20 protein-coding genes, 1 tRNA gene and 1 pseudogene are annotated in these 23,954 nt (G+C 65.4%); 7 read left to right on the top strand and 15 right to left on the bottom strand.

Annotation, left to right across the window (positions count from 1 at the left end):
• Positions 1–8 precede the first annotated feature (8 nt).
• From htpG to ACYQ7X_RS01275, 4 genes are all read left to right on the top strand, one after another.
• Positions 9–1,922: a molecular chaperone HtpG gene (gene htpG / locus ACYQ7X_RS01290; RefSeq protein WP_459695007.1), complete on the top strand. Its 1,914-nt coding sequence runs from the start codon at positions 9–11 to the stop codon at positions 1,920–1,922.
• Positions 1,922–3,331: a leucyl aminopeptidase family protein gene (locus ACYQ7X_RS01285; protein ID WP_459695006.1), complete on the top strand. Its 1,410-nt coding sequence runs from the start codon at positions 1,922–1,924 to the stop codon at positions 3,329–3,331. Before htpG ends, ACYQ7X_RS01285 begins: the two co-directional genes overlap by 1 nt.
• Positions 3,332–3,548: 217 nt before the next feature.
• Positions 3,549–3,947, top strand: coding sequence for a MarR family transcriptional regulator (locus ACYQ7X_RS01280; protein ID WP_459695005.1), 399 nt, complete (start codon positions 3,549–3,551; stop codon positions 3,945–3,947).
• A gap of 333 nt (positions 3,948–4,280) precedes the next feature.
• A tRNA-Lys gene (locus tag ACYQ7X_RS01275) sits at positions 4,281–4,356 on the top strand.
• A 543-nt stretch (positions 4,357–4,899) separates the two neighbouring features.
• Here the strand turns inward: ACYQ7X_RS01275 and ACYQ7X_RS01270 are convergent.
• From ACYQ7X_RS01270 to fzlA, 12 genes are all read right to left on the bottom strand, one after another.
• On the bottom strand, positions 4,900–5,841 hold the full coding sequence (locus tag ACYQ7X_RS01270) for a restriction endonuclease (protein ID WP_459695004.1): 942 nt from the start codon (positions 5,839–5,841) through the stop codon (positions 4,900–4,902).
• A 1-nt stretch (position 5,842) separates the two neighbouring features.
• Positions 5,843–10,792, bottom strand: coding sequence for a DEAD/DEAH box helicase (locus ACYQ7X_RS01265; RefSeq protein WP_459695003.1), 4,950 nt, complete (start codon positions 10,790–10,792; stop codon positions 5,843–5,845).
• A gap of 346 nt (positions 10,793–11,138) precedes the next feature.
• Positions 11,139–11,540 (bottom strand): hypothetical protein, encoded by a 402-nt coding sequence (locus tag ACYQ7X_RS01260; RefSeq protein ID WP_459695002.1) that lies wholly within the window; start codon positions 11,538–11,540, stop codon positions 11,139–11,141.
• Positions 11,537–13,066, bottom strand: coding sequence for a DUF3987 domain-containing protein (locus tag ACYQ7X_RS01255; RefSeq protein ID WP_459695001.1), 1,530 nt, complete (start codon positions 13,064–13,066; stop codon positions 11,537–11,539). The genes ACYQ7X_RS01260 and ACYQ7X_RS01255 overlap by 4 nt, the downstream gene beginning before the upstream one ends.
• Complete coding sequence (locus ACYQ7X_RS01250; RefSeq protein WP_459695000.1) at positions 13,066–14,058, bottom strand: hypothetical protein; 993 nt, start codon at positions 14,056–14,058, stop codon at positions 13,066–13,068. The genes ACYQ7X_RS01255 and ACYQ7X_RS01250 overlap by 1 nt, the downstream gene beginning before the upstream one ends.
• A gap of 189 nt (positions 14,059–14,247) precedes the next feature.
• A complete protein-coding gene (locus ACYQ7X_RS01245; protein WP_459694999.1) occupies positions 14,248–14,448 on the bottom strand; it encodes a helix-turn-helix domain-containing protein in 201 nt (66 codons plus the stop codon).
• An 86-nt stretch (positions 14,449–14,534) separates the two neighbouring features.
• Positions 14,535–15,281 (bottom strand): hypothetical protein, encoded by a 747-nt coding sequence (locus tag ACYQ7X_RS01240; protein WP_459694998.1) that lies wholly within the window; start codon positions 15,279–15,281, stop codon positions 14,535–14,537.
• 143 nt (positions 15,282–15,424) lie between these two features.
• Positions 15,425–16,639 carry a tyrosine-type recombinase/integrase gene (locus ACYQ7X_RS01235; protein WP_459694997.1) on the bottom strand — a complete coding sequence of 405 codons (1,215 nt, stop codon included), beginning with the start codon at positions 16,637–16,639 and terminating at the stop codon, positions 15,425–15,427.
• Between the two features lie 419 nt (positions 16,640–17,058).
• A complete protein-coding gene (locus tag ACYQ7X_RS01230; RefSeq protein ID WP_459694996.1) occupies positions 17,059–17,634 on the bottom strand; it encodes a fasciclin domain-containing protein in 576 nt (191 codons plus the stop codon).
• Between the two features lie 203 nt (positions 17,635–17,837).
• Entirely contained in the window at positions 17,838–18,167 is a 330-nt protein-coding gene (locus ACYQ7X_RS01225; protein ID WP_459694995.1) for a hypothetical protein, read from the bottom strand.
• A 71-nt stretch (positions 18,168–18,238) separates the two neighbouring features.
• Positions 18,239–19,120: an NAD-dependent epimerase/dehydratase family protein gene (locus ACYQ7X_RS01220; protein ID WP_459694994.1), complete on the bottom strand. Its 882-nt coding sequence runs from the start codon at positions 19,118–19,120 to the stop codon at positions 18,239–18,241.
• 7 nt (positions 19,121–19,127) lie between these two features.
• Positions 19,128–19,796, bottom strand: coding sequence for an FtsZ-binding protein FzlA (gene fzlA / locus ACYQ7X_RS01215; RefSeq protein WP_459694993.1), 669 nt, complete (start codon positions 19,794–19,796; stop codon positions 19,128–19,130).
• Here fzlA and fdhD point away from each other — a divergent pair.
• Positions 19,795–20,712 (top strand): formate dehydrogenase accessory sulfurtransferase FdhD, encoded by a 918-nt coding sequence (gene fdhD / locus ACYQ7X_RS01210; RefSeq protein WP_459694992.1) that lies wholly within the window; start codon positions 19,795–19,797, stop codon positions 20,710–20,712. The genes fzlA and fdhD overlap by 2 nt on opposite strands.
• Before the next feature lie 6 nt (positions 20,713–20,718).
• On the opposite strand, the pseudogene ACYQ7X_RS01205 reads toward fdhD, so the two are convergent.
• The 3 genes and pseudogenes from ACYQ7X_RS01205 to ACYQ7X_RS01195 all read right to left on the bottom strand — a co-directional run.
• Positions 20,719–21,321: pseudogene (locus ACYQ7X_RS01205) on the bottom strand (NTP transferase domain-containing protein); the annotation flags it as partial.
• Complete coding sequence (gene mobB / locus ACYQ7X_RS01200; RefSeq protein WP_459694991.1) at positions 21,305–21,805, bottom strand: molybdopterin-guanine dinucleotide biosynthesis protein B; 501 nt, start codon at positions 21,803–21,805, stop codon at positions 21,305–21,307. The pseudogene ACYQ7X_RS01205 and the gene mobB, both read right to left, overlap by 17 nt.
• A 54-nt stretch (positions 21,806–21,859) precedes the next feature.
• Positions 21,860–22,933 carry an alpha/beta hydrolase fold domain-containing protein gene (locus tag ACYQ7X_RS01195; RefSeq protein ID WP_459694990.1) on the bottom strand — a complete coding sequence of 358 codons (1,074 nt, stop codon included), beginning with the start codon at positions 22,931–22,933 and terminating at the stop codon, positions 21,860–21,862.
• On the opposite strand from ACYQ7X_RS01195, the gene ACYQ7X_RS01190 reads away from it, so the two are divergent.
• Positions 22,932–23,426: a hypothetical protein gene (locus ACYQ7X_RS01190; RefSeq protein ID WP_459694989.1), complete on the top strand. Its 495-nt coding sequence runs from the start codon at positions 22,932–22,934 to the stop codon at positions 23,424–23,426. The two genes, ACYQ7X_RS01195 and ACYQ7X_RS01190, sit on opposite strands and share 2 nt — an antisense overlap.
• A 298-nt stretch (positions 23,427–23,724) precedes the next feature.
• On the top strand, positions 23,725–23,949 hold the full coding sequence (locus tag ACYQ7X_RS01185; RefSeq protein ID WP_459694988.1) for a hypothetical protein: 225 nt from the start codon (positions 23,725–23,727) through the stop codon (positions 23,947–23,949).
• The last annotated feature ends 5 nt before the right edge of the window (positions 23,950–23,954 follow it).

The raw sequence follows: 23,954 nt of genomic DNA, 5'->3' as shown, positions 1-23,954 counted from the left end.
TTGGACCGATGGAGCAAGACACGGCTACCGGCGCGGCCGGCGTGGAAACCCTCGAATTCAGTGCCGAGGTCGGGCGGCTGCTCGACCTCGTGGTCAATGCCCTCTATTCCGAGCGCGAGATCTTCCTCCGCGAACTCGTCGCCAATGCGGCCGACGCGATCGACCGGCGGCGCTTCGCCTCCCTCACCGAAGCAGCACTCGCCCTGCCGGCGGAAGCGGGTGTCACCATCACGCCGGACAAGGCGGCACGGCAGATCACCATCAGCGATGACGGCGCCGGCATGAGCCGGGAGGAGATGATCGCCAATCTCGGCACCATCGCGCGCTCCGGCACGCGGGTCTTCGGCGAATCGATCCGCGATGCCAAGCCCGAGGAGCGGCCGAGCCTCATCGGGCAATTCGGCGTCGGCTTCTATTCCGCCTTCATGGTGGCCGAGCGGGTCGAGGTCATCTCCCGCGCCGCCGGCTCCGAGCTTGCCCATCTCTGGCGCTCCGAGGGGCGGGGCGCCTTCGAGGTCGCGCCGGCCGAGCGGGCCGCGGCGGGGACCGACATCATCCTCCACCTGAAGGCCGATGCCGAGGAATTCCTCGAACCCGCCCGGCTGCAGACGATCATCCGCAAATGGGCGGACCATATCGCCGTGCCGATCCGCCTGGTGCGGGATGGCAAGCCCGAAGCCGCGAACGAGGGCACCGCCCTCTGGCGCAAGCCGAAGGCCGAGGTGACGGAGGCCGAATACGAGGATTTCTACCGCCATCTCGGCCATTATTTCGACAAGCCCTGGGCGACGATGCATTGGCGGGCCGAGGGCGCGATGGATTACGCGGCCCTGCTCTTCATCCCCGAGCGCCCGCCCTTCGAGCCGGTGGAGGGCGAGCGCCGCTCCCGGCTGCGGCTGCATGTGCGGCGGATGTTCATTACCGACGAGGCCGATCTCCTGCCGCCCTGGCTGCGCTTCGTGCAAGGCGTCGTCGATACCGAGGACCTGCCGCTCAATGTCAGCCGCGAGATGCTGCAGGCGACGCCGGTGATGGCGCGCATCCGCCGCGCGGTGCAGAACCGCGTGCTGACCGAGCTGAAGGCCCGCGCCAAAGAAGCGGCGGCGGCGGAAGCGGGCCCGGTTGCGGCAGAAGACGAGGATGCGGCGGTGGAAGCCGGGCAGAACGGCTATCTCCGCTTCTGGGAGAGCTTCGGCGGCATCCTCAAGGAAGGGCTGTGGGAGGATGCGGCGGCGCGCGCCGATATCGCCCCCCTGCTCCGCTTCCGCTCGACCAGCGAAGAGGGCTGGACCTCGCTCGCCGACTATGTTGCGCGCATGAAGGAGGGCCAGCCGGCGATCTATCTGCTGGCGGGAGACAGTATCGAGCAGCTGCGTGCCGCCCCGGTGCTCGAAGGCTACAAGGCGCGCGGCTGGGAAGTACTGCTGCTGACCGATGCGATCGACGCCTTCTGGCCCGAGCGCATGACCGAGTTCGAGGGCAAGCCGGTGCGCAACGCCCGCCAGGCTCTGGCCGATCTCGGTGCCGTGGAAGAGGCGCCGGAGGCGCTCAAGCCGCTGATCGAAGGGCTGAAAGCCGCCCTCCTGCACGATATTGCCGAAGTGCAACCGGCGACCCACCTCACCGAAAGCCCGGTCATGCTGGTGTCGAGCACGGAAGGCGCGGATCTGCACATGCAGAAGCTGTTGCGCCGGGCCGGCCGGCCGGCCTGGGGCGGCAAGCCGAAGCTTGAGATCAATCCGCGCCACCCTTGGATCATCGCGCTCGCGGCGCGCGCCGCCGACGGCCATTCGATCGAGGAGGAAGCGCAGTTGCTGCTGGATCTCGCCCGCGTGCAGGAAGGTGAGGCGCCGGCCGAGCCTGCGGCCTTCATCCGCCGGGTCGTGGGCGCGATCACCGCGGCCGCCGGGCGGCAGGGCTGATGCGCCCGCTCGATTGCCTGATCGACGCGGCGGAAGCGGGCGATCGCCCGATCCATCACCTGCACGCGGTCTCGGCCGCGGATCTTGCGGGCTTCCTCGACAGCCTGCCGCAGAGCCAGGCGGCGGCGCTGCGCTTCGCGGGCTTCGCCGCCAAGAGCGGCCAGATCGCGCTGCTACCGCCGCTGGCGGAGGGGCCGATGGAGGCCGTGCTCGGCCTCGGCGCCGATCAGGGCCACGCGCCCTTCGGCGCCCTCGCCCACGGCTTGCCGCCGGCCACCCTCTGGCGGCTGGTGACGCCGATGGTGGATGCGGCGCAGGCGACGCTCGGCTTCTGCCTCGGCGCCTATCGCTTCGCCGAATTCAAGGAGGCGAAGCCGGCCGCGCAGCTGCTGCGCCTGGCGGGCGACGCGGCGGAGACCGCGGCGGCCGAAGCCGCGGCGGCCGCCATCTGGCTCGGCCGCGATCTCATCAACCGCCCGGCGAACCATCTCGGCCCGCGCCAGTTGGCCGAGGCGCTGGCCGCCCTCGCCGCCGAGCATCCGGCCGCCACCGCCGAAATCGTGAGCGGCGCGGCGCTGGCCGAGCGCTACCCGACGGTCGCGGCGGTGGGCGAGGGATCAGACCGGCCGCCCGCGGTCGGCATCCTGCGCTGGGCCTCGCCCCGTGCGGGGGAAGGCGCGCCGCATATCGCGCTCTGCGGCAAGGGGGTTTGTTTCGATTCGGGCGGCTATGATCTGAAGCCCTCCGCCGGCATGCTGCGCATGAAGAAGGATATGGGCGGGGCGGCGGCGATGATGGCGCTCGCCGCCATGATCATGGCGGCCGATCTGCCCATCCGGCTGACGCTGCGGATCGGCTGCGTGGAAAACAGCGTCTCCGGCCATGCCATGCGGCCGCTCGACATTCTGCGCACCAAGAGCGGCAAGACGGTCGAAATCGGCAACACCGATGCCGAAGGCCGGCTCGTGCTCTGCGATCTGCTGCATGAGGCCTGCGCCGAGGCGCCCGATCTGCTGGTGGATGCGGCAACTTTGACGGGGGCTGCCCGCGTGGCGCTCGGCCCCGATCTGCCGGCGCTCTTCTGCAATCGCGAGGAATGGTCGGCGGATCTCCTCGCGGCCGGGCGCCGGGTCGGCGATCCGCTCTGGCCGCTGCCGCTCTGGCAGGGGTATGACAGCTGGCTCGACAGCCCGATTGCCGACATGAACAATGTTTCATCCAGCGGATTGGCCGGCTCCATCACCGCCGCATTGTTCTTGCAGCGGTTCGTTTCGCCCGGGCAAGCCTGGATCCATCTCGATATTTACGCCTGGAACGACAAGTCGAAACCCGCGGCCCCCGAGGGTGGAGAGGTGCAAGCGGCGCGCGCCCTGCTTGAAGCGTTGCGCCTCCGCTATGATATCGAATAGATTGGCAGGCGAAACTTCTGCTATACTTTGTTACGTTTATTCACGCGAATGTGAGTCGCGAAATCTTTAATTGATTGCAAAACAGATCGTGCGGATAGAGAAACTGGATCGATTGCTTTTCGATGCCTTTGAGAAGACAACCTTCCTTTCCGGCAAGGTTCCCTCTCCTCTCCGGATTCTCCGCCTCCCGCGCTCTAACATTGAAAGGATCGGTACTATGGCGACGTCAGCCGCTTCCGACCAGCTGGTCGGGGTTCTCCGGGATACCATCGTGGCCCTCGTCCGCCGCGACGGGCCGGATCTTTCCGCCCGCCAGCTCGGCGTGTTCCTCACCTGCTACCTGACGGACAAGGCGCATACCGTGCGCGGCCTGGCAGCCGATCTCGATGTCTCGAAGCCCGCCATCACCCGCGCGCTCGATCGTCTGTCCGAGTTCGAACTGGTGCGCCGCAAGGTCGATCCGGCGGACCGCCGCAGCGTTCTCGTGCAGCGCACGCTGAAGGGTGCCGCCTTCCTGCGGGAACTCCGCTCGATCATGACGGAAGCCTCCGCCGGCAAGCTCTCGGTGGTCGCCGATGCCGCTCCGGCCTCCTCCGGCCGCCGCGCTGCGAGCTGACCGTACGACGGGCGTGCCGCGGGCCTGAGCGGCCCGTGTCTGCTGCCGGCCGACGATTGCCGGCGGCATGCTTGCCATCGCCTGCCACCGGGGCCTCAGCCCCGGTTCCCCGCCCTTTGCCTGCGCTGCCTGCCATACCTCCGGCCGCGATCTCCACGATCGTTGGGTTCGGCACGCGCAATGCCTAGAGACATGACCCCGAAGCATGCAGGCGTTTCGCCTGCGCGGAGGCTGCAGGGCAGACCTCCCGAGCCAGGGTGGAGCGCGGCGAGATTTTTCGCGACCGAGGGGTTCACAGACCGGTTCAGGACCGGTATACGCCCCTCCCACGGAGGGCGCATAGCTCAGTTGGTAGAGCAGCTGACTCTTAATCAGCGGGTCCAAGGTTCGAGTCCTTGTGCGCCCACCAGTCTTTTCAAAGACTTACAGGCCGTTCTGGCCTGCTCCTCCCTCCCTCACAAAAAACTGTGCCTCGCCGGTGCTTCACGGAAGGGCGGATAGGGTGATGCAGGGTGATGCGTTCCGATCCATCCGCGCGCTCGCAGATTGCCGGGAAGGTGAAAGGAAGGCCCTACCTAATAGTCAGATGGTTCGTGGTTTGTTCTTTATTGCCATTAGAGGGAATCTCCCCTTCTGCCGGCGGATGAGGCATGAGCGGATCAGCCCCGGCTTTTGCCGATCGGCACAGTGACACTGCGGACACTGCGGACAGTTATGGATGCGACGCGGAACGCTGGCCGAGGCATGTCATCGCCTTCCAAATGCTAACAATTGCTAACATCCCGCAGGGCGATTGAGGAACCGCCGTTATGGCGGGTGACAGCCCATGAGACTCCCAGCAAGCAGGGTCGGTTTTGCTGGCAAATGTCATGTTGCAGAGCAGTCTCGCGCGCGGGAGGCTCAGCGGTGCTACACGCGCGCGCCGGGTTCAGCGGGCAGCCGCCGGGCCTCCCTATTCGAAGAAATCTTCATCCAGCCGCTTGAGGTGCAGCGTCTCCTCGATCCGGCAGCCGACGCTATGGCGGATCATCAGCCGCGCCAGATTCTCCCCGTCGATCAGCACGATTCGCTTGCTCAGGTATTCCGCCGTCTCGCGTGCGCTGGCGGTGAAGGTGGAGGTGGTGACGAAGAGCCCCTTGGCCGCCTTGTGCCGGTCCAGACTGCCGAAGAAATCCCGGATGGCACCGGAGCCCACGGCATTGCCCGCCGCATAGCGCTTGGCCTGGATATAAACCCGATCGAGGCCCAGAGCGTCCTGGTCGATCACGCCATCCACCCCGTCATCTCCCGCGCGGCCCAGCGCCCGGCCGGCCTCGGCAGCGGAACCGCCATAGCCCATGGCGAGAAGAAGATTGACGATCAGCCGTTCAAAGAAGCTTGGCGGGGCGCTCCGCACCCGTTCCAGCAACTCCTCGGCCAGGCTCGCCTCGATCCGCCGATGCGCTGCCCGCATGATCTCATCCGGGGTTTGTTGCGCGGCCTCCGCTGCCGCCACGGCCTGCGGAGCGGTCGCCTCCTCTTCACGCGCCGCCGCATCGGCGCGATTCGTAAACTGGCGAAACTCCTCGAAGCGGGCGAGAAGCTGATTATCAATCCGCTCCGGGCGGCTCGCCAGCACCTCGGCCCCGCGTGGGGTAAGGCGGAAGAAGCCCCGCCGGGTGGCTTCCACCAGCCCTGCCTTGGCCAGATAGGTTTTCGCCCAATGCACCCGATTGGCCAGCACGGTCTGCCGGCCTGAAGGCAGCAGCACCGCCCGCGCGGCTTCGCTCAGGCTCAATTGATCCGCCAAAGCCTGCACCACGGCGCTGATGCGCTGCTCGCCCTCTTGGGCGAGGCTGAGAACAGGCAGCATCAGGCTTTGATAATCCGGGATGCTCTCCGCTTCCCCGGCCATCTCAGCCCGCCTCTTCCAAGATATCGAGCGGCGGCAGGGCGCGGACGATCTTCATGGTTTCGAGGCTCACGGTGATGACGCGCAAGAAGAGGTCCAGCGGGTAGCGCGGATTGCCCATCGTCTCCACCGCCCAATCATTGGCGTCATTGACGATACCGCTATCCTTATCGGTCTTGACGCATTGCCGCTCCACCACCCAATCCAGAGCCGGCTTGCCGTTGACCACATACTCATAGGCTTCCAGAGGGATTCCGGTGACGGTGATATGCTCATTATAGAGCAGCACCGAGCGGTCTTTCTCCCGCCCCTTGCCGCCATAGCGCATTTGCGTGACGCGATAGAGCGCCTTCTCCTCTAGTTTGGCGGCGATGGAGACCTTCACGCCGGCATAGAGCGGCGCTTCTTCGAAGCCGGTATGCAGATCGCCCAACGCCCGCCCGGCTGCCACGAAGGCGCGGAAATCCTCCGCCCGCTTCATGCGCGGGATGCGCGGCAACTCTTTCCGCAGCGTGTCCCCATAACGCTCCCGGTATTCCGGCGAATGCAGCAGGCCATAGATGTAATAGAAGATATCTTCCTTGCTGATCGCCTCGCCGGGATAAGCACTGCGGAAATGCGCCAGCGCCGCATCGGTGATGGCATCCCGCCGTTTGGGGGCTGCGGAGGATGCAGCGGCAGTCAGTAGATCACCCTGGGACGGCGCGTCTTCTGATGGATCATCATAGAGGAAAAGTGGGAAGCACTGGGTTCCGTCCATATCAGCCATATGGAGGCTGGGAATCGCATCCACCATGCAGGCTGTAAAGGCTGACCGACCGCCGGTTCCGGATGTCACGATCACTCGATTCTCGCCGCACCCGCCAGGGAACAGCCGGGGCATCTGATTAACATAGTTGTTTAGCTGTCGATCGAAATAAACATAACTAGGGGTGAAAGGTCGATAGACCGACCGCACTATCTTTGATGCAGAAAAGTTGATGGTCTTTCCCTTGGAAAGCTCCGTTCTCAGCGATCGAGACCAACTGATCCTTGTTGGATCGGCCGTCAGAACTGCGTCTAGCCTCTTGTCGAAATCTTGCGTGTTCAGATCGCCCTTACCCTCATGAAAATTTCTTAGATCCTCCATGTAGGTCTTGATGAGATTGCTGATGTTACATGCAAGTCTTTTGTTCGATGCGTTGAAACACCACGCATCTCTGGCGGTCTCTAGACCACGGGAATATTGCGCAAAAACTGCATCATTATTCCTTTTTGCGCCCATCGGCATGAACGCCGCGAAAGCATCATCGCGCTGGCGGAGCCAGTCCCCATGCTGATCAGGCGTGATGCGTTGCCAGGCATCGGCTTCGGCCATCCCGCTGATGCTGCCAAACTCCGTGATGCGTGCCAGCTTCTCCTCACGGGTGAGGTAATCCCCGATATCGTGGAAGAAAATCTGCCCGCGCTGGGCGGCTTCCGGGTTCTTCACCAGGATGGAGATGGCGACCGGCGCTCTGCTTCCCTGATCGAAAACATTATGCCCCTCGCGGCGGCGCGTTTCGCCAGCCGTTCGCGCGTTGCCTCTCAGGTGAAAGACATAGATGGAGGAAAATTCTTCGGCCAGACATTGGCGCAGGCCATCCGCCGTATTGGCATCCAGGTATCCGGCATTGGTGACAAAGCCGATGACGCCACGATCTCCCAGCCGCGTGCTGGCCCAGCGGATTGCCCGAATATAGCTATCGTAGAGCGCGCGCTTGTTGGTGGCAGCGGAACGCTTTGCATAGCTTTGCTCGATCAGCCGATCCAGCGCCGGATAGGCGATATTCTGGTTATTGTCATTCCCGCTTTCCTGGCCCACGGAATAGGGTGGATTGCCGATGATGACGCGGATATCGAGCTTCTGAAGTTTTTGCAGGCGGGCGTTGTTGGCCGCCAGCATCTGGCCCATCAGATCGTGATTTTCGGTGAGACGGAAGGTATCCGTCAGGCAAATGCCCTGGAAAGGCTCATAGGCACCGCCTGCCAGATCATGATAGGCGGCCTCGATATTCATCGCCGCGATGTAATAGGCGAGCAGCACAATTTCATTGGCATGGATCTCATGCCGGTATTTGCGCCCCAACTCCTCCGGCTTGATCAACCCGCTTTGCAGCAAGCGGGTAATGAAAGTGCCGGTGCCGGTGAACGGGTCCAGAATATGCACGCCGGGGCTGCCGAGCGTTTCCCCGAATTCCGCTTGTAGCGCATCATTCACGCTGCGGATGATGAAATCCACCACCTCCACCGGGGTATAGACAATGCCCAGCCGATCCCGCGTGCGGGGAAAGGCATTCTGGAAGAATTTCTCGTACAGCTCGACAATGATGCGTTGCCGCCCGGCCGCCGTTTCGATGCCCGAAGCGCGTTCCCGCACGCTGGCGTAAAAGGATTCCAGCCGATCGGCCTCCTTCTCCAGGTGATGCTCTTGCAGAAGGTCCAGCACCGATTGCATGGCGAGGGAAATCGGGTTTTGCGCGGCGAAGCTATAACCCGCGAAGAGCGAATCAAAGACCGGCTTGGTGATGAGATGCTGAGCCAGCATCTCCACCACGTCACCATCCGTCACGCTGTCATTCAGATCGGAGCGGAGTTCGGCCGCAAAGGCATCAAAGGATGCGCGTTCCGCCGTATTGGCGGGGTTTTCCAGGATGGCATTGATCCGGTCGATATGGGTTCTGGCGATCTTGCCGATATCCTCGGCCCATTCCTCCCAATGATGCCGATTGCCAACCTTCTTGACGATCTTGGCATAGAGCGCGCGCTCAATCTCCCCGATCTCGAATTCAAGCTGCGCCTGCTCCTCCGCCACCGCGGTCTGCTTGGGCATGGCAGCGCCAAGCTTGTATGCGCCCTTGGCCGCGCTACGGGCCAGCGGTTGCGCGCGACGCTGGATTTTATCGGTGATCGCCACAACCTCCAGCTTGGCAAGGTCCGGCCCCAATAAATCGATTCTGTTTATGCTCGCATCAAAGCGATCATCGTGAGAGCGAAGCGCCTGGAGCACCTGCCAGACGATGCGATAGGTCTGGTTATCGTCCAGCGCCTTTTCCGGCTCCACCCCGGCCGGGATGACCACCGGCAGGATGACATAGCCGCGCTGCTTGCCCGGTGCCTTGCGCATCACCCGGCCCACGGACTGCACCACGTCCACCTGCGAATTGCGCGGCGTGAGAAAGAGCACGGCATCCAGCGCCGGAACATCCACCCCTTCCGAGAGGCAGCGGACATTGGAGAGCACGCGGCAGGTATCGGGCGGGGTTTCAGCCTTCAGCCAGTTGAGCTTGCCTTCCTTCTCGGTGGCGCTCATCGCGCCATCAACATGCTCGGCCTCGCAGATCAGGCGGCTTGCCTTATCGACATTCTCGGCCTCCTGGTAGGCATCCACCACGGCTTTGAACATGTCCGCGATCTTGACGGAACTCACCTTGTGCTTCTTGCCGCGATATTCCGGCGCGATCACCTGGCAGAAGGCCACGGCGCGCTTCATCGGCTCCTGATCGCGCTCCCAATCCTCTTTCAGCCCCTGCTTCGCCAGGCCCTTCCAGCAGCCGACGATGCGGGCCGCATCGTCCACCTTCAGGCTGTTATCAGGATCAGCCAGAAGGGTTTGGAGGCGCCGGTTAATGGCCGCTTCCTCCACCGCCAGCACGATCACCTTGTAATCCACCAGCAGATTGCGCCGCACGGCTTCCGAGAAGGTGAGCAGGTAGAATACCGGGCCGTAGGTTGCCGGGTCGTTCATCGAAAAGGTCCGCACCTGTTCCTTTTCAGCCTGTGCCTTGGCGGCAGGGGCGTAGATGCGGGGTGTTGCCGTCATGTAAAGGCGGCGGGCGCCGTGCAGGTAATCCGCGTTATGGACACGAACAAAGGCGCTATCCGCCTCCTCCCCTTCCAGGCTGATGCCTGTCGTGCGATGCGCCTCATCGCAGATGACAAGATCGAAGGCAGGAAGGCCATGGGCCTTCTGGGCCTGACTGATCACCTCAATTGAATGGTAGGTGGAGAAAACCACCGTCATGTGCGCGGCATCATGTGTCTTGCCGATCTGGAAGGCGAGGCGCGCGGCGTCGGTCGTGGCGGGATAGCCGAGTTCATGCAGCTTGACGCGAATCTCGTCATCCTCATTGGCCCGCTTGCCTACATCACTATCCGAGCAGACGGCGAAGCTGTGCAGCGGGATGGCGCTTTCCTGCGTCCATTCTGTCAGGGTCTGAGAGAGCAGCGAAAGGCTTGGTACCAGGAAGAGCACCTGCTTGCCCGCGCCCGCCACCTGTTCCGCAATCTTGAGGCTGGTGAAGGTTTTGCCGGTGCCGCAAGCCATGATCATGCGGCCACGATCGGCCTCTTGGAAGCCGGCGGTGACTTCGCGGATGGCCATCTGCTGATGGTCGCGCGGCTGCTTTTTGGGGCGGAGAGCGGTGTCCTTCGCTTTGGGCTGATAGCGCGCCCAATCGACCACGCTGCTTTCAAGCTGCGGCAGATCGATCACCGTCACCGGCACATGCTGGCTTTCCAGCATCGCCATGGCGTTGTCATTCCAATGGGCGGTGCTCGCGATAATGATACGCTGGGTAAACCGCCTGTTGCCGGAGGCGGCCAGGAAGCTATCGATCCCACTTTTCGGGATGACATGATCCGCGCCATAGAGCTTGCATTGGATGGCGTGGAATTCGCCGGTGGCGCGCGTCCGCGCCACAAGATCAATGCCGGTATCCTTGCCGCTTAGCCCCTGCGTCTCGGCCCAGGCGCGATAGGGCAAAACCTCCTCGTAAAGGTCTCGATACTGCGGCTCGTTTAGCAGGTAGCAGACCGTCAACTCTTCGAAATAGGTGCCCTTCTCGCGTTCGGTGACGGCTGCGTTTCTAAAAGAATCAAGCAGTTGGGCGAGAGCAGACATGGGCACACTTGGCTGTTTGTTGGCGGCTGCCATCCTTGCCCGCCGTGCTGAGCATGGGCAAGGGCGCCCCGGCCGAAAAAGGCCCAGCGCCCCCGGTTTAGCCTCTCTCCTCCCCCGCCACGCGCCCCTGCGGCGCTGGTGCTCAGACCGGGCGGTTGTGAAGCCGCCGCGCGCGCGTCCAAACACTGCACCGACCGCTTGCGGGCATGCCGAGGGGGAAGCCGCGCTCAGAGGCGTCAATGACAAACAGTTTCGCGCGGCTCAACCGAACAGACGCGCGCGCGGCGATTGTGGATACTGTTCGCGCGCGCCGGGCCGGGCGCCTTGATGCCGAAAACCGGCGCCTCGCCTCAATGGCGAGAGGACTCCTTTCCTGCTGTCATGTCCGCACCTCCCGCACCGCATCGCCCGGCAGATGCAAAGGCGGATGGCAGGCCCAGCAGCGCCAGCCCTTTGGTGCGACGCGCTCCGTCCACCAGCGGCGATGATCTCCGCTCATGACGCAGTGCGCACCGGGTGTCGGCTCTATCGTCACCTCGGCCCAGGATGGCGGCAGGCGATGCGGAACCGCCGCGCGGGCGTCCAGGCCCTCGCCCTCGGCCATGAGCGCCGCGCGCTCGGTGGCGAGGAAGGCGGCTTCGATATCGCTTTCCGCAGGCGTGACACAGCGGACAGTTGCGACACTTGCCCCCTGCCCTGCGGCGGCCAGCCCCTTTGTGTCTGCTGTGTCAGCAGTGTCATCGGCTGGATATCGCGCCTTGTAGGTTTGGGACCACCTCACCCCGCCGCCCCCATGATCGCCGGATTGACCGGATAAGCGACTTTCCCCCGCCCTTGCTGGCTGCCAGGGGTAGGCGGGCGCAGCCAATCGGCTTCCACCAGCGCAGCGCAGGCGGCGCGGATATCCTCCGCCGTGCGCAAGCCGGGCAGCCGCACCTCCCTTTGAAGGTTGCGGATATGCACCTCCGCCGGCCGCTGCCGCATGATCCACCGGGCAAGGGTTGTGGCGTTGCGTTCACCCGGCGGCGTGGCGGCATCGCCATAGACGCGCATCGCCATGGGCATGAAGTAGTTCGCCACCAGATCGCAGGCATCGGCGAAGGCAGCCTCACTCACCACGCGCGGCGGAGCGGCCTGCCCGCTGGTGCCAGCCCAGCGCAGAAATTCCAGCACCAGGGCGAGCCGCGCGGCCAAGCCCCGCGCCTTGCCATAGGCCGAGCGGAGCAGGCCGCCGGCATTGGCTTGGATCTCCTGCATCTCCCGCCCGAAAATTTCCAGCATCGGCAGGGCCTCATCCGCGATCGGTACCAGCACCTGGGCGGCTGGCGCTTCACCCGTGGCGGGTGACAGGTCCAGCAGGCGGAGCCGGTCCAGCGCCTCCACCGCAAAGCCGGCATTCGGCGCGGTGCGGCCAAGGCGGAAGGGCTTTGGCTCCGGCCATGCCCAGAGGAAGCGCGCCAGCAACCCGTCATCGGCATCGGCGAACATCTCAGCCAGCTTGTCCGGCTGCGTTCCGCCCATGACGGAGACGGCCAGGCGCGGCACCTCGATCGGCAACGGGCTCTTCTGCCGCTCCACCCGATAGGGGCGGCCCCCATAGGCTTCCAGCCAGAAGGCGCGGCCCGCATCGTTGTAGTTCGTCATGCCAAGCAGCCAGCCGGCCAACTCATCCCGCACCACCAGCAAGCCCTTCGGCGCGGCGCTGGCGAGCAGGCTCGCCATCTTCTCGATCGTCACGTCACTCTGCCGAAGCCGGGGCTCCTGCGGCTCTATGGGTGCTTGTTCGCGTGGCGGCAGGGGCGGCGCGTTGCCTGCCTTGGCGGCGGCCCGCACGTCCTTTTCCCATTGCTCATGCTTCGCCTTGTACAGCTCGGCAGCGGCGCGCCATTCCGCCGCACGGTCGGGAAAGTCCGCGCGCATCGCCGCTTCAATGCGGGGCAGAACATCGCGCAGCAGGCAATCCGCGCCGGGGCTCTTGGAGGAACCGGAGTCACCGACTACGCCGCACCAGAGATGCGGCGGCTCCACCCAGCCAGGCGCGGCCCGAACCCAGCGCGCATTGCCGATGAGGGCCGAGGCGCTGGCGAGAAGCGGCAAGGCCACGTAATCCGGTGGCGCCGCTGCGGCTTCGGCGGCGGTAGTCACCCACTCCGCCCATTCGTCACCCAGCAGGTCCAGCGGGAAGGCCGGCGCCTCGCGGCGGCCATTGCGCAATAAGCTCATGTCCGGCTCGCCCCATGGATCCGGCTGGGATGCCGCCACGGCTTCCCGCACGAAGGCGGCGGGGTCGGTAATCATGGCGCCCATCAGGCAATGCCCTCCGGCAGCTTGGCAGTGGACGGATGCGCGATAGCCCAGGCGGCAACCTTCGCCCCCTCGCCCGGCAGCTTGCCCGCCTGCTGCAAAGCCGCGTCCATGACGGCGATTACATCCGCTGGTGCCAGAAGCCGGGCCTCCACCAGCCGAGCCAGTCCGCGCGCCCGGCTGCGGCAGGTGACATGCCGACTATCCACCGGGGCGGACGCCACAGCGGCGGCGGCATGACGGAGAGCAGCCAGTGCATAGCGTTCCGCGCGGCTATCCCCAGGCGCCGGCAGGGGCTTTGCTGGTGGCGCGGGTGGCGGAGACAGGGCTTCGGGCGGCGGCACCTCCACAAGCCCGCCAGGGCAGCTATGGAGACGCTGCGGGATCGGATCGGCAGCACCGGCGGAGAAGATCGGGGCGGCGGTATAGATCGGTTGCGCTGCCCCGAAGATGGAGGGATCAGCCGGGCAGCCAGCCAGCCAGCGCCGAAGCTCCGCCCCGCTGGTGGAGCGGGAAAGCCAATACCAGAGGCGCAGCCGGATGCCGGGCTTGATGCCGTGCCCGGCCGTTGCTTGGGCAATGAAGCCCGCGCCGTGGAAGGCTTCGGGCAAGGTGGCGATGGCGAGCGCGGCGCAACCCGGCAGATCGGCGGCGGGAAGATCGGCAGGCCGGGCGATGCCTTCCATGTCCAGCGCAAGCCAGCGGCGCGGCACGTCTCGCAGCGTGGCTACATCGCCAGTTGCGGGATCGTCATAGACCAGACGACGGATTGCCGTTGCCGTCTCACCAGCGGCGAGCGCACCCCGCACCACGCAGAAGCGCGGCGCGTTGATCAGATGGCCCAGCAGATCACGCAGATCGGCGAGACCGGACAGCTCCCGCGTGAAGCCATCGAACCGCTTTGCCTGATCATACGGCGTGATGGCTGCGTGTGTGATGCGCTTGGCGAGCACCAGGCTCCGGGCGCACTGGAGAAGCGTGATTGTTTCGTTCATGGAGTAGCCTCCGCAATGGCGACACGGAAGGCATCGGCGAAGGCTTTGAAGTCTGAGGCCATGGGTTCCCCTTTCGGGATGGCCGGGCGGAAGTCGCTTGACTGGAAACAGAAACTCTCTAAATCAGGCGTTGTGCAGCCGAGAGATTTCCGCCCCGTCCGCGTTGCCGCGCGGCGGGATTTTTCTTGCTCAGGCGGCAATCGCGGCGATGCTCGGAACCTTGATCCGCACGGCATGGCCGAGCTTCACGGATTCCAGGCGGCCAGCCTCGATCCAGCGGCAGCAGGTGGCGCGGGAGATGCGCAGCGTGGCGCATGTCTCAGCAATGGTTGCCAGGGCCGGGGGCTGGCTCAAGTCGATCGGTTTAACGGGGGCGGAGAGTTTGGGCATTGTTGGCGCATCCTTGTGCATGTGCCGCAGTGACGCGGCGGGATGCGCAGTGATTGGCCGATAACCTGCCCTACAGATAATGCAATTTATTGGCCTTTTGGGGGGCGTATTTTCTGCATAGTCTTTGCCGCTTCAACAGCGCGGGATATTGGGGAGCCAGTAAGTTCACAGGCACCAAAGATGTCAGTGACGAAATCGAGGAATGGACCATAGCGCTTCTCGGTCGTCGGATTCCAAGAAACCGTTGCTTTCCTGCCGGTGTAAAACTCATACACTTTCGCTAACTCGAGGGCGAAACGCGCATCACTCGGTACAGACTTCCTGCCTAATCCTGCATTCGGAGGAATGGGCTCGAGCTGATAGTTTTCAGCGTGCGCGATCAAACTTAACAAGTGTAAATGAATTCCTGAACTTTCTTGGAAAGCTCCACCTGCTCGAAAGCCGAGCGCAGCCCTAGCCGGGGCATGTAAGGCATGGAGAGCATCAGCGAGGTTCTGTGCAGCCTTCCTAACGGCTTCAATTTCCCGCCTGCTTGTTGCTTCCCCTACCATCTCTCGCGGTCTTTGTGCCCGTCGAACTAACTTCACGTCCCTTACCGGTAAGCTGGCAATTATATGCCTCGCCATAGTGTCTTCTTCATCTTTCAGGGACTCACGCTGAGCCAACCTATGGGCTTTCAATTTCTCAATTGCTTGGAGCAATTTCTCGCGAACACTGTAAAACTCCAAAGCGATCTTCTCGTCATTGATTATCGTAACCGTGACCCGCCCCCTAGCCTCGCTGTTGGTATCCTTGGTCGCTGCCGTATTATCTTCCGTCTTGATCCGGTTCATTGATGCCTCTGTGTCTCAGGATCACGCCGGGGCGGGCCTCCATCCCGCTCCCGCACCCCTTCACCGCATTCCGCGCGGCCCGGTCGGCCCTTCACCCCTTCTTTGTGTCCGCTCTGTCCACTGTGTCACGGTGTCGATATCGCTCATCGGCGGGCCTCAAGCGGCACCACTTCCGCCGCGCCGGCCTCGATCCCGTCCAGCGCATCGGCGAGGCGTTGCAGGGCGGCAGCCACCTGCGGGCGGTAGCGGCTGCGGTTGTAGGTCGCGGCCAGCCGGGAGCGGATGGCGACATGGTTCAAAGCCGCTTCCACGATATCGGGCAGTTCGCCCATTTCCCCCAGCATGGTCGCGCCCGTGCGGCGCAGGTCATGGCGCGTCCAGCCCTCGGTTCCACTCGCTGCCTGTAGAACGCGCGTTTCCTTATCGAAATTGCCTAAGCGTTCCCCCGTGCGGGTGGCGAACACCAGCGCCAGCGGGTCGGCTCCGTCCGGCTTGAGCGAGGCCAGCAGAGCGCGGGCCTGGCAGGAGAGCGGCACCGCATGGGGCTGGCCGTTTTTGGTCTCGGCAATCGTCCAGATGCCCGCCTCTAGGTCGATATCGCGCCAGCGGGCGCCGGCAGCTTCCTCCCGCCGGACCAGCGTCAGCAGGATGAGGCGCAGGCAGGCGGCGTAGGGCCGGGCCGAGGCTTTCAAGACAGGCAACAGGCGCGACAGTTCATCGCGGGATAGAATACGATCCCGCCGGCCCGGTGCGGCAGGAGGCCGCAGCCCGGTCATGGTAGCAGAGACGTAACCCCGCCCCGGCGCGCTCGCCCATTTCAGGATCGGGCCGAGGTATCGGCAGGCAGCCGAGGCCGAGCTAATGGCTGGCCAGCGATCGGCCACAAGCTGGAAATCCACCAGCGCCACGGTGGCGAGCGGCTTGCGGAGCAGCTTGCCGAACACGCTTTCAATACGGGCCTTCTGCTCAGGCCAGGACTTCTTGCGGCTGCCTTCCGCTGTCTCATAGACGGCGAGCAGATCGGCAAGGGTTGCGATACCCTCCACCCCTTCGCGGGCGGACTGGCGGCGGCGGCGGGCTTCCGCCACGGGATCAGCCCCGCCCTTGATCTCGCTCCGCACCACCGAGGCTCTGCCGCGTGCTTCGGCGATGCCCATGGCGGGATATTCCCCCACGGGAAACCGGCGCAGCCTGCCGAAGGTGTCACGCGTGGCCAGAACCCACGCTCGCCGGCCACGGGCGGAGCAGCGCAGCCGTAAGCCGGCGGTCGCGCTATCCACCAGTTCCACCAGCGCCCGGGTTTCCCGCGCCTTGCGGGTAGCGGCATCGATCGCGCTTGCGGTGAGATGAACGGTCACTGTGCCTCACTCCGTGCCTCGCCCGTGCTTCACCTCAACCCGGATAGGGTGACGTGGGGTGAAGCACGGTGATTTATCTTTAAGGCAGGAAGTGCAGTTTTTTCAACGCTTTTCTGGCATTTTGTGCTGCGTCTTGCGGCATCCAGATATCGGGTGAAACACGATAACACCCTTACTCTTAATCAGCGGGTCCAAGGTTCGAGTCCTTGTGCGCCCACCACCTCCTCCCCATCCACGCCGGTGCGGCAATTGTGGCCCAGCACGCTCGGATCATCGACGCGCCGAGCGTGAACGCTGGCCTGGGAGGCGTGCCACCCGCCCGGGCCACCGCTCACGCTCGCTGATCAGCACAAGACCGGCGCGGGGCCTTGCCGGAAACACCGGAAGCGCCAGGCCCCGCCCGAGCCCTGCCCGCTGGCTTACGGCATCAGCACCTTGTCGATCACCTGGATGACGCCGTTCGACTGAGCCACATCGGCGACCGTGATATCGGCGACATCGCCCTTCTCATCCGTCACCGTGATATTGCTCGAGCCGTTCATCTTGAAGGTCAGCATGCCGCCTTCGAGGGTCTTGAGCTGAGCCATGCCGCCACCGGCCAGGATCATCGCGCGCAGCTTGGTGGTGGTGTAGTCACCCGGCACGACGTGATAGGTGAGGATCTTCACCAGCGTCGGCTTGTTCTCTGGCTTGACCAGCGTACCGACGGTGCCGGCCGGCAGATCGGCAAAAGCCTCGTTGGTCGGCGCGAAGACCGTGAACGGGCCCGGCCCGCTGAGTGCACCGACGAGCCCGGCCGCCTTCACCGCCGCGACGAGCGTGGTGTGGTCCTGCGAATTGACCGCGTTCTGGACGATCGTTTTGGTGGGATACATCGGCGCGCCGCCAACCATCACCGTGCCCATGCCCATGTTCGCCGCCTGGGCGGGCAACAGGGCCATGCCCGAGGCGAGGGCGCCAGCCGCGACGAGTGCGGCGAGAAGGGTCTGCTTCATGTCTTGTTCCTCCGGGGTGAAGCGGCCCAGCGTGGCCGCACTCACAATCGCGTGGAAGCAGGGCGGCAGATGCGAAAGACGCCGCGAAAGCGCCGAATTGGCGCGGCGCGCGGCATCACTTTTATTTGTGCGTCAAAACAAACCGAAATACTGCGCCGCCTGCATCCGAGACACGGCGCGCGACGTTTTATTGCGTTACACGATCAGGGATTGCCGGAGGGCTGCGGCGCGCCGGGCGGCACTTTCGGCAGCTGATACTGTTGCAATTGCCGGTTGAGCTGGTCGAGCGTGTTGTTGATCTGCTGGTTCTGCTTGGTATCGGCAATCGGCGGCACGTCGCTCGCCGTCGGCTGATGGTCGAGCCCGTTCCACACATTGCCCTCGGCGCTCGGCACCTGGCCGTCGACCGTCGCGGCCGGGTTGGCGGCGGTGCCCTGTGCTAAGGCCGCCGCCGGGGCGAGGAGCAGGGCAGCGCCGAGCGCCAGCCACCCGAGAAACCAGGCCCGCGATGAGCCAGCGCGATGAGCAAGCATCCGTCCACCTTTCGCATCATGCAGCGGGGCATCCGCGCCCCGGCGAAACTTAGGCGGGGCGGCCGGGCTTGTCACTCGCTATGGCCAGCGCTTTCGCGGGCGAGGATATCGGCGAGCCCTTCCCGATAGGTCGGGAAGCGCCACGGCCGGCGGAGCGCCGCCTGGGTGCGGATGCTCGATACGCGCCGGCTTTCCGCCCAGAAGCTGCGGCCCATTTCCGACATGCCGGCCGCCGCCTCCTCGAAAGGCGTCAGCGGTGGCGGCGGCAGGCCGAGCATGCGGGCGGCCTCGGCCACCACCTCGGCCGGCTCGGTCGGCAGATCGTCGTTGAAATTGAGCACCCGTGCCTCCCCCGCCGGCCCCGGATGCAAAAGCGCGGCGAGCGTGCCTTCGGCGATATCGGTGCGGTGGATGCGGCCGAAGGCATGGCCCGGCTTGGCGATGCGCCGCGCGCGCCCGGCCCGCAGATCGTCGAAAGCCGAGCGGCCGGGGCCGTAGATGCCGGCGAGGCGAATGAGATCGAGCGGCAGGGCGCGCTCCGCCGCGAAGGCGGCCCAAGCCTCTTCCGCCGCCCGCCGCGCCCGGGCGCGCGCCGAGCTTGGCCGCGGCTCGGCCGCTTCGTCCACCCAGGCGCCGCCGCGATCGCCGTAAACCCCGGTCGAGGAGAGGAAGCCGATCCAGCGAAGGCCGGGCGCCGCCGCGAGCGCCTGGCGGTAGTGGGCGAGTGCGGGATCCCCCTCGGCACCTGGCGCGGCGGTCGCCACCAGATGCGTCGCGCTCGCGATCGCACCGCCTGCCTCGGCAAAGGGGATGAGCACCACCCCGCGCGGCGGCTGCAGCGCCGCCTGGCGGCTGGTGCCGCTCACCTGAAAGCCCGCATCCCGCGCGGCTTCGGCGATCGCCCGGCCGCAATAGCCGAGGCCGATGACGAGCAGATGCCCCGCCGTTGCCATCCCCGCCTCAGAAATCCAGATCGGCGTAATGCGCCGGCGGATTAACCCCGGCCATGCGATCCGCCAGGATGGGGCGGAAGCAGGGGCGGGATTTGATACGCGCATACCATTCCTTGGCCGGGGCGGAGACCGACCAATCGACCTCACCCGCGAAATCGAGCGCCGAGAGATGGGCGGCGGCTGCGAAATCGGCGAGCGAGAGATTGGCCCCCGCCAGCCATTTGCGGCTTTCCGCGAGATAGCCGAGATAGTCGAGATGGCCGCGCAGATTGGCATACCCCACGCGCAGCGCCCCGGTATCGGGCTGGCCGCGCCCGGCCACCCGCTTCATGATCTTCTCGCCGAGCAGGTGGCGCGTCACGTCATGGTTGAACCGCAGATCGAACCAGGCGACGAGGCGCCGCACCTCCGCCCGCTCCGCAAGCGTGCGGCCGATGAGCGGGATATCGGGATAGGCCTCGTCCAGATATTCGCAGATGGCCGAGGATTCGGGGATGATGAGGCCGTTCTCGTCCATCAGCACCGGCACCGTGCCGGCGGGGTTGAGGTCGAGGAAGTCGGGCCGTCGCTCCCAGGTCTTTTCCAGCCGCAGCTCGAAGGGCAGGCGCTTTTCAGCCAGCACGAGGCGGACTTTGCGGCAGAAGGGTGAGTGCGGGAGATGGTATAGAAGGCGCATGACAGCCGATTATCGCATTCCGTCCGCCCGAACCAGCGCCGAAAGCCCGCTTGCGCAGGAAATCATCCCAGCCGCGGCGCCGAGCCACCCGCTCTTCTGGAGCGCGGGCGCCTTCCGCGCGAAGGAGCGGCGGCTGGCCGAGGAAACCCCCGTCGCGCTGACCTATAACCGCGTGACGCATGCGGTGATGATGACGACGCCCGCCGATTTCGTGGATTTCGCGCGCGGCTTCACCCTCAATGAACGCATCGTCGAGCGGCCCGAGGAGATCGAGGAGATCGAGGTCGTGCCGGCGCCCCGCGGCGGGGTGGAGTTGAGGCTCTGGATCACCCCTGCGCGGATGGAAGCGCTCGACCATCGGCGGCGCAACCTCACCGGCGCCATGGGCTGCGGCCTCTGCGGGCTCGACAGTCTGGAGGAAGCCATGCGGCCGCTGCCCGCCGTGCCGCGCGGCCTCCGCCTCGCGCCGCAGAGCATTGCCGCCGCCATCGCCGCCCTCTGGCCTGCCCAGGCACTCGGCCGGGAGACCCGCGCGGTGCATGCCGCCGGGTTCTGGACGGCGGCAGGCGGGCTCCTCGCGCTGCGCGAGGATGTCGGACGCCATAACGCGCTCGACAAGCTTGCCGGCGCGCTGGCGGGCGCCGGGCAGCCGGCCTCGGCCGGCGTGGTGGTGATGACCAGCCGGGTTTCGATCGAACTCATCCAGAAGGCGGCGGTGATGGGGGTGCAGATCCTCGCCGCCGTCTCGGCGCCGAGCCTGCTCGCGCTACGCGAGGCGGAAGCCTGCGGCCTCACCCTCGTCGCCATCGCGCGGGAGGATGGGTTCGAGATCTTCACCCATGCGGAGCGCATTCTCGGCGCGGGCGAGATCGGCCGGGGTATTGACGTTGAAGAAGGGGTCGATCCCGCCGGCTGAAGGGATCTCGCATTCGGCATGGGGGTAGCGGCGGCAGAAGCGGCGGATCGAGAGATCCTCCGCCGCCACCACCACGGCCGCCAGATCATCGGCGAGCGCGGTATCCCAGAGCCCGACGGTCGGGTGCACGGCGCCGGCGGAGCGGGCGAGGAGGATGCGCGGACGGGCGCCGGGCGGATCAGTGGCTTCCGCCGCCTGGCGCAGCCGGAGCACGAGGTCGCGCGGCAGGAAAGGACAGTCGCAGGGCAGGCTGAGAAGGAAGGCTGACGGCGGGGAAAGGGCCGCCGCCCAGCGCAGCCCGGCGAGGATGCCGGCGAGCGGACCGCGCCGATCCGCATGCTCATCGGCCAGCAGCGGAAGCGCTGGGCCGGCATCGAGGCCGGCGGGCAGGGTCAGACCCGACACCGCGACCGGCCCGACCCCCTGCCCGCCGATCCGCCGCAGCACATGGGCGAGCAGCGGCTGGCCGGCGAGCAGGAGTGCCGCCTTATCCGCGCCCCCCATCCGCCGGCCAGCGCCGCCCGCGAGGATGACGGCCGGGATCACCGCCGGAATGACGGGGCAAGCAAGCTCCGGCACCGGCGCTCGCCCCTCAGAGCCGGGCCGCATGATCGCGCGCGAAGCGGGCGATGCCCGCGATATCGGTGAGCGCGAAATGCGGCCGGCCGCTCGCCGGGAAGGCCGTGTCGGTCGCGAGCGCCAGGATCGCCGGATCGTCCGGATGCAACGGCGGCTTCCCGGCGGCCGCGCGATAGACCTCGATCTTCGGGAAAGCCTCGCGCTTGAAACCCTCCACCAGCACCAGATCGGCGGGGCCGAGGCGGCCGAGCAAGGCCTCTAGATCGGGCTCCGGCGCGCCGCGCAGCTCGTGCATCAGGGCGAAGCGGCGGCCGGAGGCGATGAGCACCTCCGTCGCCCCGGCCTGCCGATGCTCCCAGGAATCCTTGCCCGGCTGGTCGATATCGAAATCATGATGCGCATGCTTGATGGTGGAGACGCGCAGCCCCTCGGCCACCAGATGCGCGATGACGGCGCGGATCAGCGTGGTCTTGCCCGCGCCGCTCCACCCCGCGAAACCAAAGACAGCGGCCAAGGCGATCCTCCCCTCATGCGAGAGGAGGATGATAGTGCCCGGCCGTGCCCTGCCTCAATGGCCGAGATACTGGCCGAAGAAGGCGGCGATCTCGGTGAATGCCTCGCGGGTTTCCGGCACGGTATCGTCGAACTGGTATTGCGCGTGGGATTCGCCTTCGAAGACCTCAAGCACCGCCGGCACGCCCGAGCGCAGCAGCTTGCGATGCACGCGCACCGTATTGCTGAGCAGCAGATCGCGCGTTCCCGTCGTCAGGATAGCGGGCGGAAAGCCGTGCATATCGCCATAGACGGGCGAGAGCAGCGGATCGCTGAGATCATGCCCATGCGCATAGATGACGGTGGCGGCTTGGCAAAAGCCATCGCGCGAGACGAGGACGTTATCAACCTTCTCGTTGGTGTAGAAACTGTCTCCGGTTTTGGTGACGTCCGACATCGGCGTGCCGGGCGCGATGGCACCCGGCATCGGCAGGCCATCCTGCCGCGCGCGCAGCACCATTTCGAGGGTGAGCGCGCCACCTGCGGAGGTGCCGAAGAAAGCGACATCCTTGGGCGGGGTGTTTTTCAGCACGGCCTTATAGACCGAGACGGCATCATCGAGTGCTGCCGGAAAATAGGCATCGGGCGGCATGCGATAATCGACCGAGATCACTTTGTAATGGCCGAACCCGGCCATCATGATCCCTTCCGTCGTGCCCGATTCGCCGGGGAACAGCACATAGCAGCCGCCATGCACATGGATCAGAACCTTGCCCTGATTCTCGGGCGGAATGTGATCCGGCGTCAGCACATAGACATGCACGCCGCCCATGGTCGTCGATTGCATCGAGACATGCAGCCGCGCCAGCATGGCGGGGATGCCAGGCACCACGCCCGCCGCCTGCTTGTTGGCATAGGCCCGCGCCTCGGCCGCCGTCTTCCACTGGTCGTTCCAATCGGGGTTGAGCGGGCGCGCGATAATCGCCTGCATCTGCGGGCTGATATCGGCATAAGGCACGGGCAGCATCTTTGCCGGCTCCTGCAAGGGCGGCAGCGGCGGATTGGGCGCGACGGCCCCTTGCGCGAGCGCCACGCAAGGGCTGAAGGCGAGAGCGGCGATGGCGAAGCCCAGAAGCCCAGCTGATTTCATGACGTTTCTCATTATTAATTGGTTTTGGTCGCCGGCCGACCACCGGAGCGACGCAAGAAGCATTACCATCCCGATCCAAGATAGCGCAACCATTTCCATGCGCGTTTTGGTGAAACCTCTCCTCATGGGACGGGAACTGCCGAATATCCTGGCCGCGGCTCACAGGATCTTGTTGCGCGGGCGTGTTGCGTTGGCGCGGCGGCGGCGCAGACATCGCGGCCCCATTTCAGACGTTTGGTATTGCCAGCGGCCGGCGGGACGCGAATTTCCGAACCAGCAGAAAGCCAGCATCTGCATTGTGCGCCTGATCGGTCGCACGAATGACGCTGTCATCACGGCTGTCGTGAAGCGCACCGGCCAGGGAGACGAGAACTATGTCACGACATTCCACCGCATGCGCCTCGAAGCGCTGCTCGCCTATCTCAAGCGCGACAAAGCGATCGGGGGCGATCCGGCGCAGCTGCTGGCATGGCTGAGGGAACGGACGCGGTGATGGGGCCTGCCGGAACCCCACAATGACCTCAAATGGGTCGCCCCATGGGTGCGGTGGCAGAATATCGCCGTCTCGCACCACGTCCTTAGCCTATATAGGCGGACTATGCGCGAACACGCCAGGAGAACCGCGTTGAATCCCATATGCCGGCCGACGGCGCCCACCGGCGGCCTGGGGCCCGCGGGGCTCTTGGTTCTGCTTTTCATCCCGGCTAGACTGGCCTGCTTCGTTTTCGCGGCCCGACGCGCGGACAGGCAAGGCTTCTCTTTCACCTTGAACCCTGAAGGCGAGTTCAGCCATGACATCCTGCCCCTGGCTTCGTGAGCGCGGGTTGACCGGCGATGCGCTGCGCCATTTCCTCGATGCCCATGGCGGCCCTGCCGCGGCCGATCTCGCCGAGGCGGTGCAGGCCGCCGCCGCCCGCGTGGTGGAGGAGACGCGCGCCCGCCCGCGCGAAAGCCTGCTGCTCGCCGCCGGGATCGGCTTCGTGCTCGGCATCGCGCTATCCAGCCGGCGTTCTTGAGACGC

The organism is Acidisoma sp. C75 (assembly GCF_054665095.1).
This window is presented reverse-complemented; position numbering and strand designations above follow the sequence as displayed.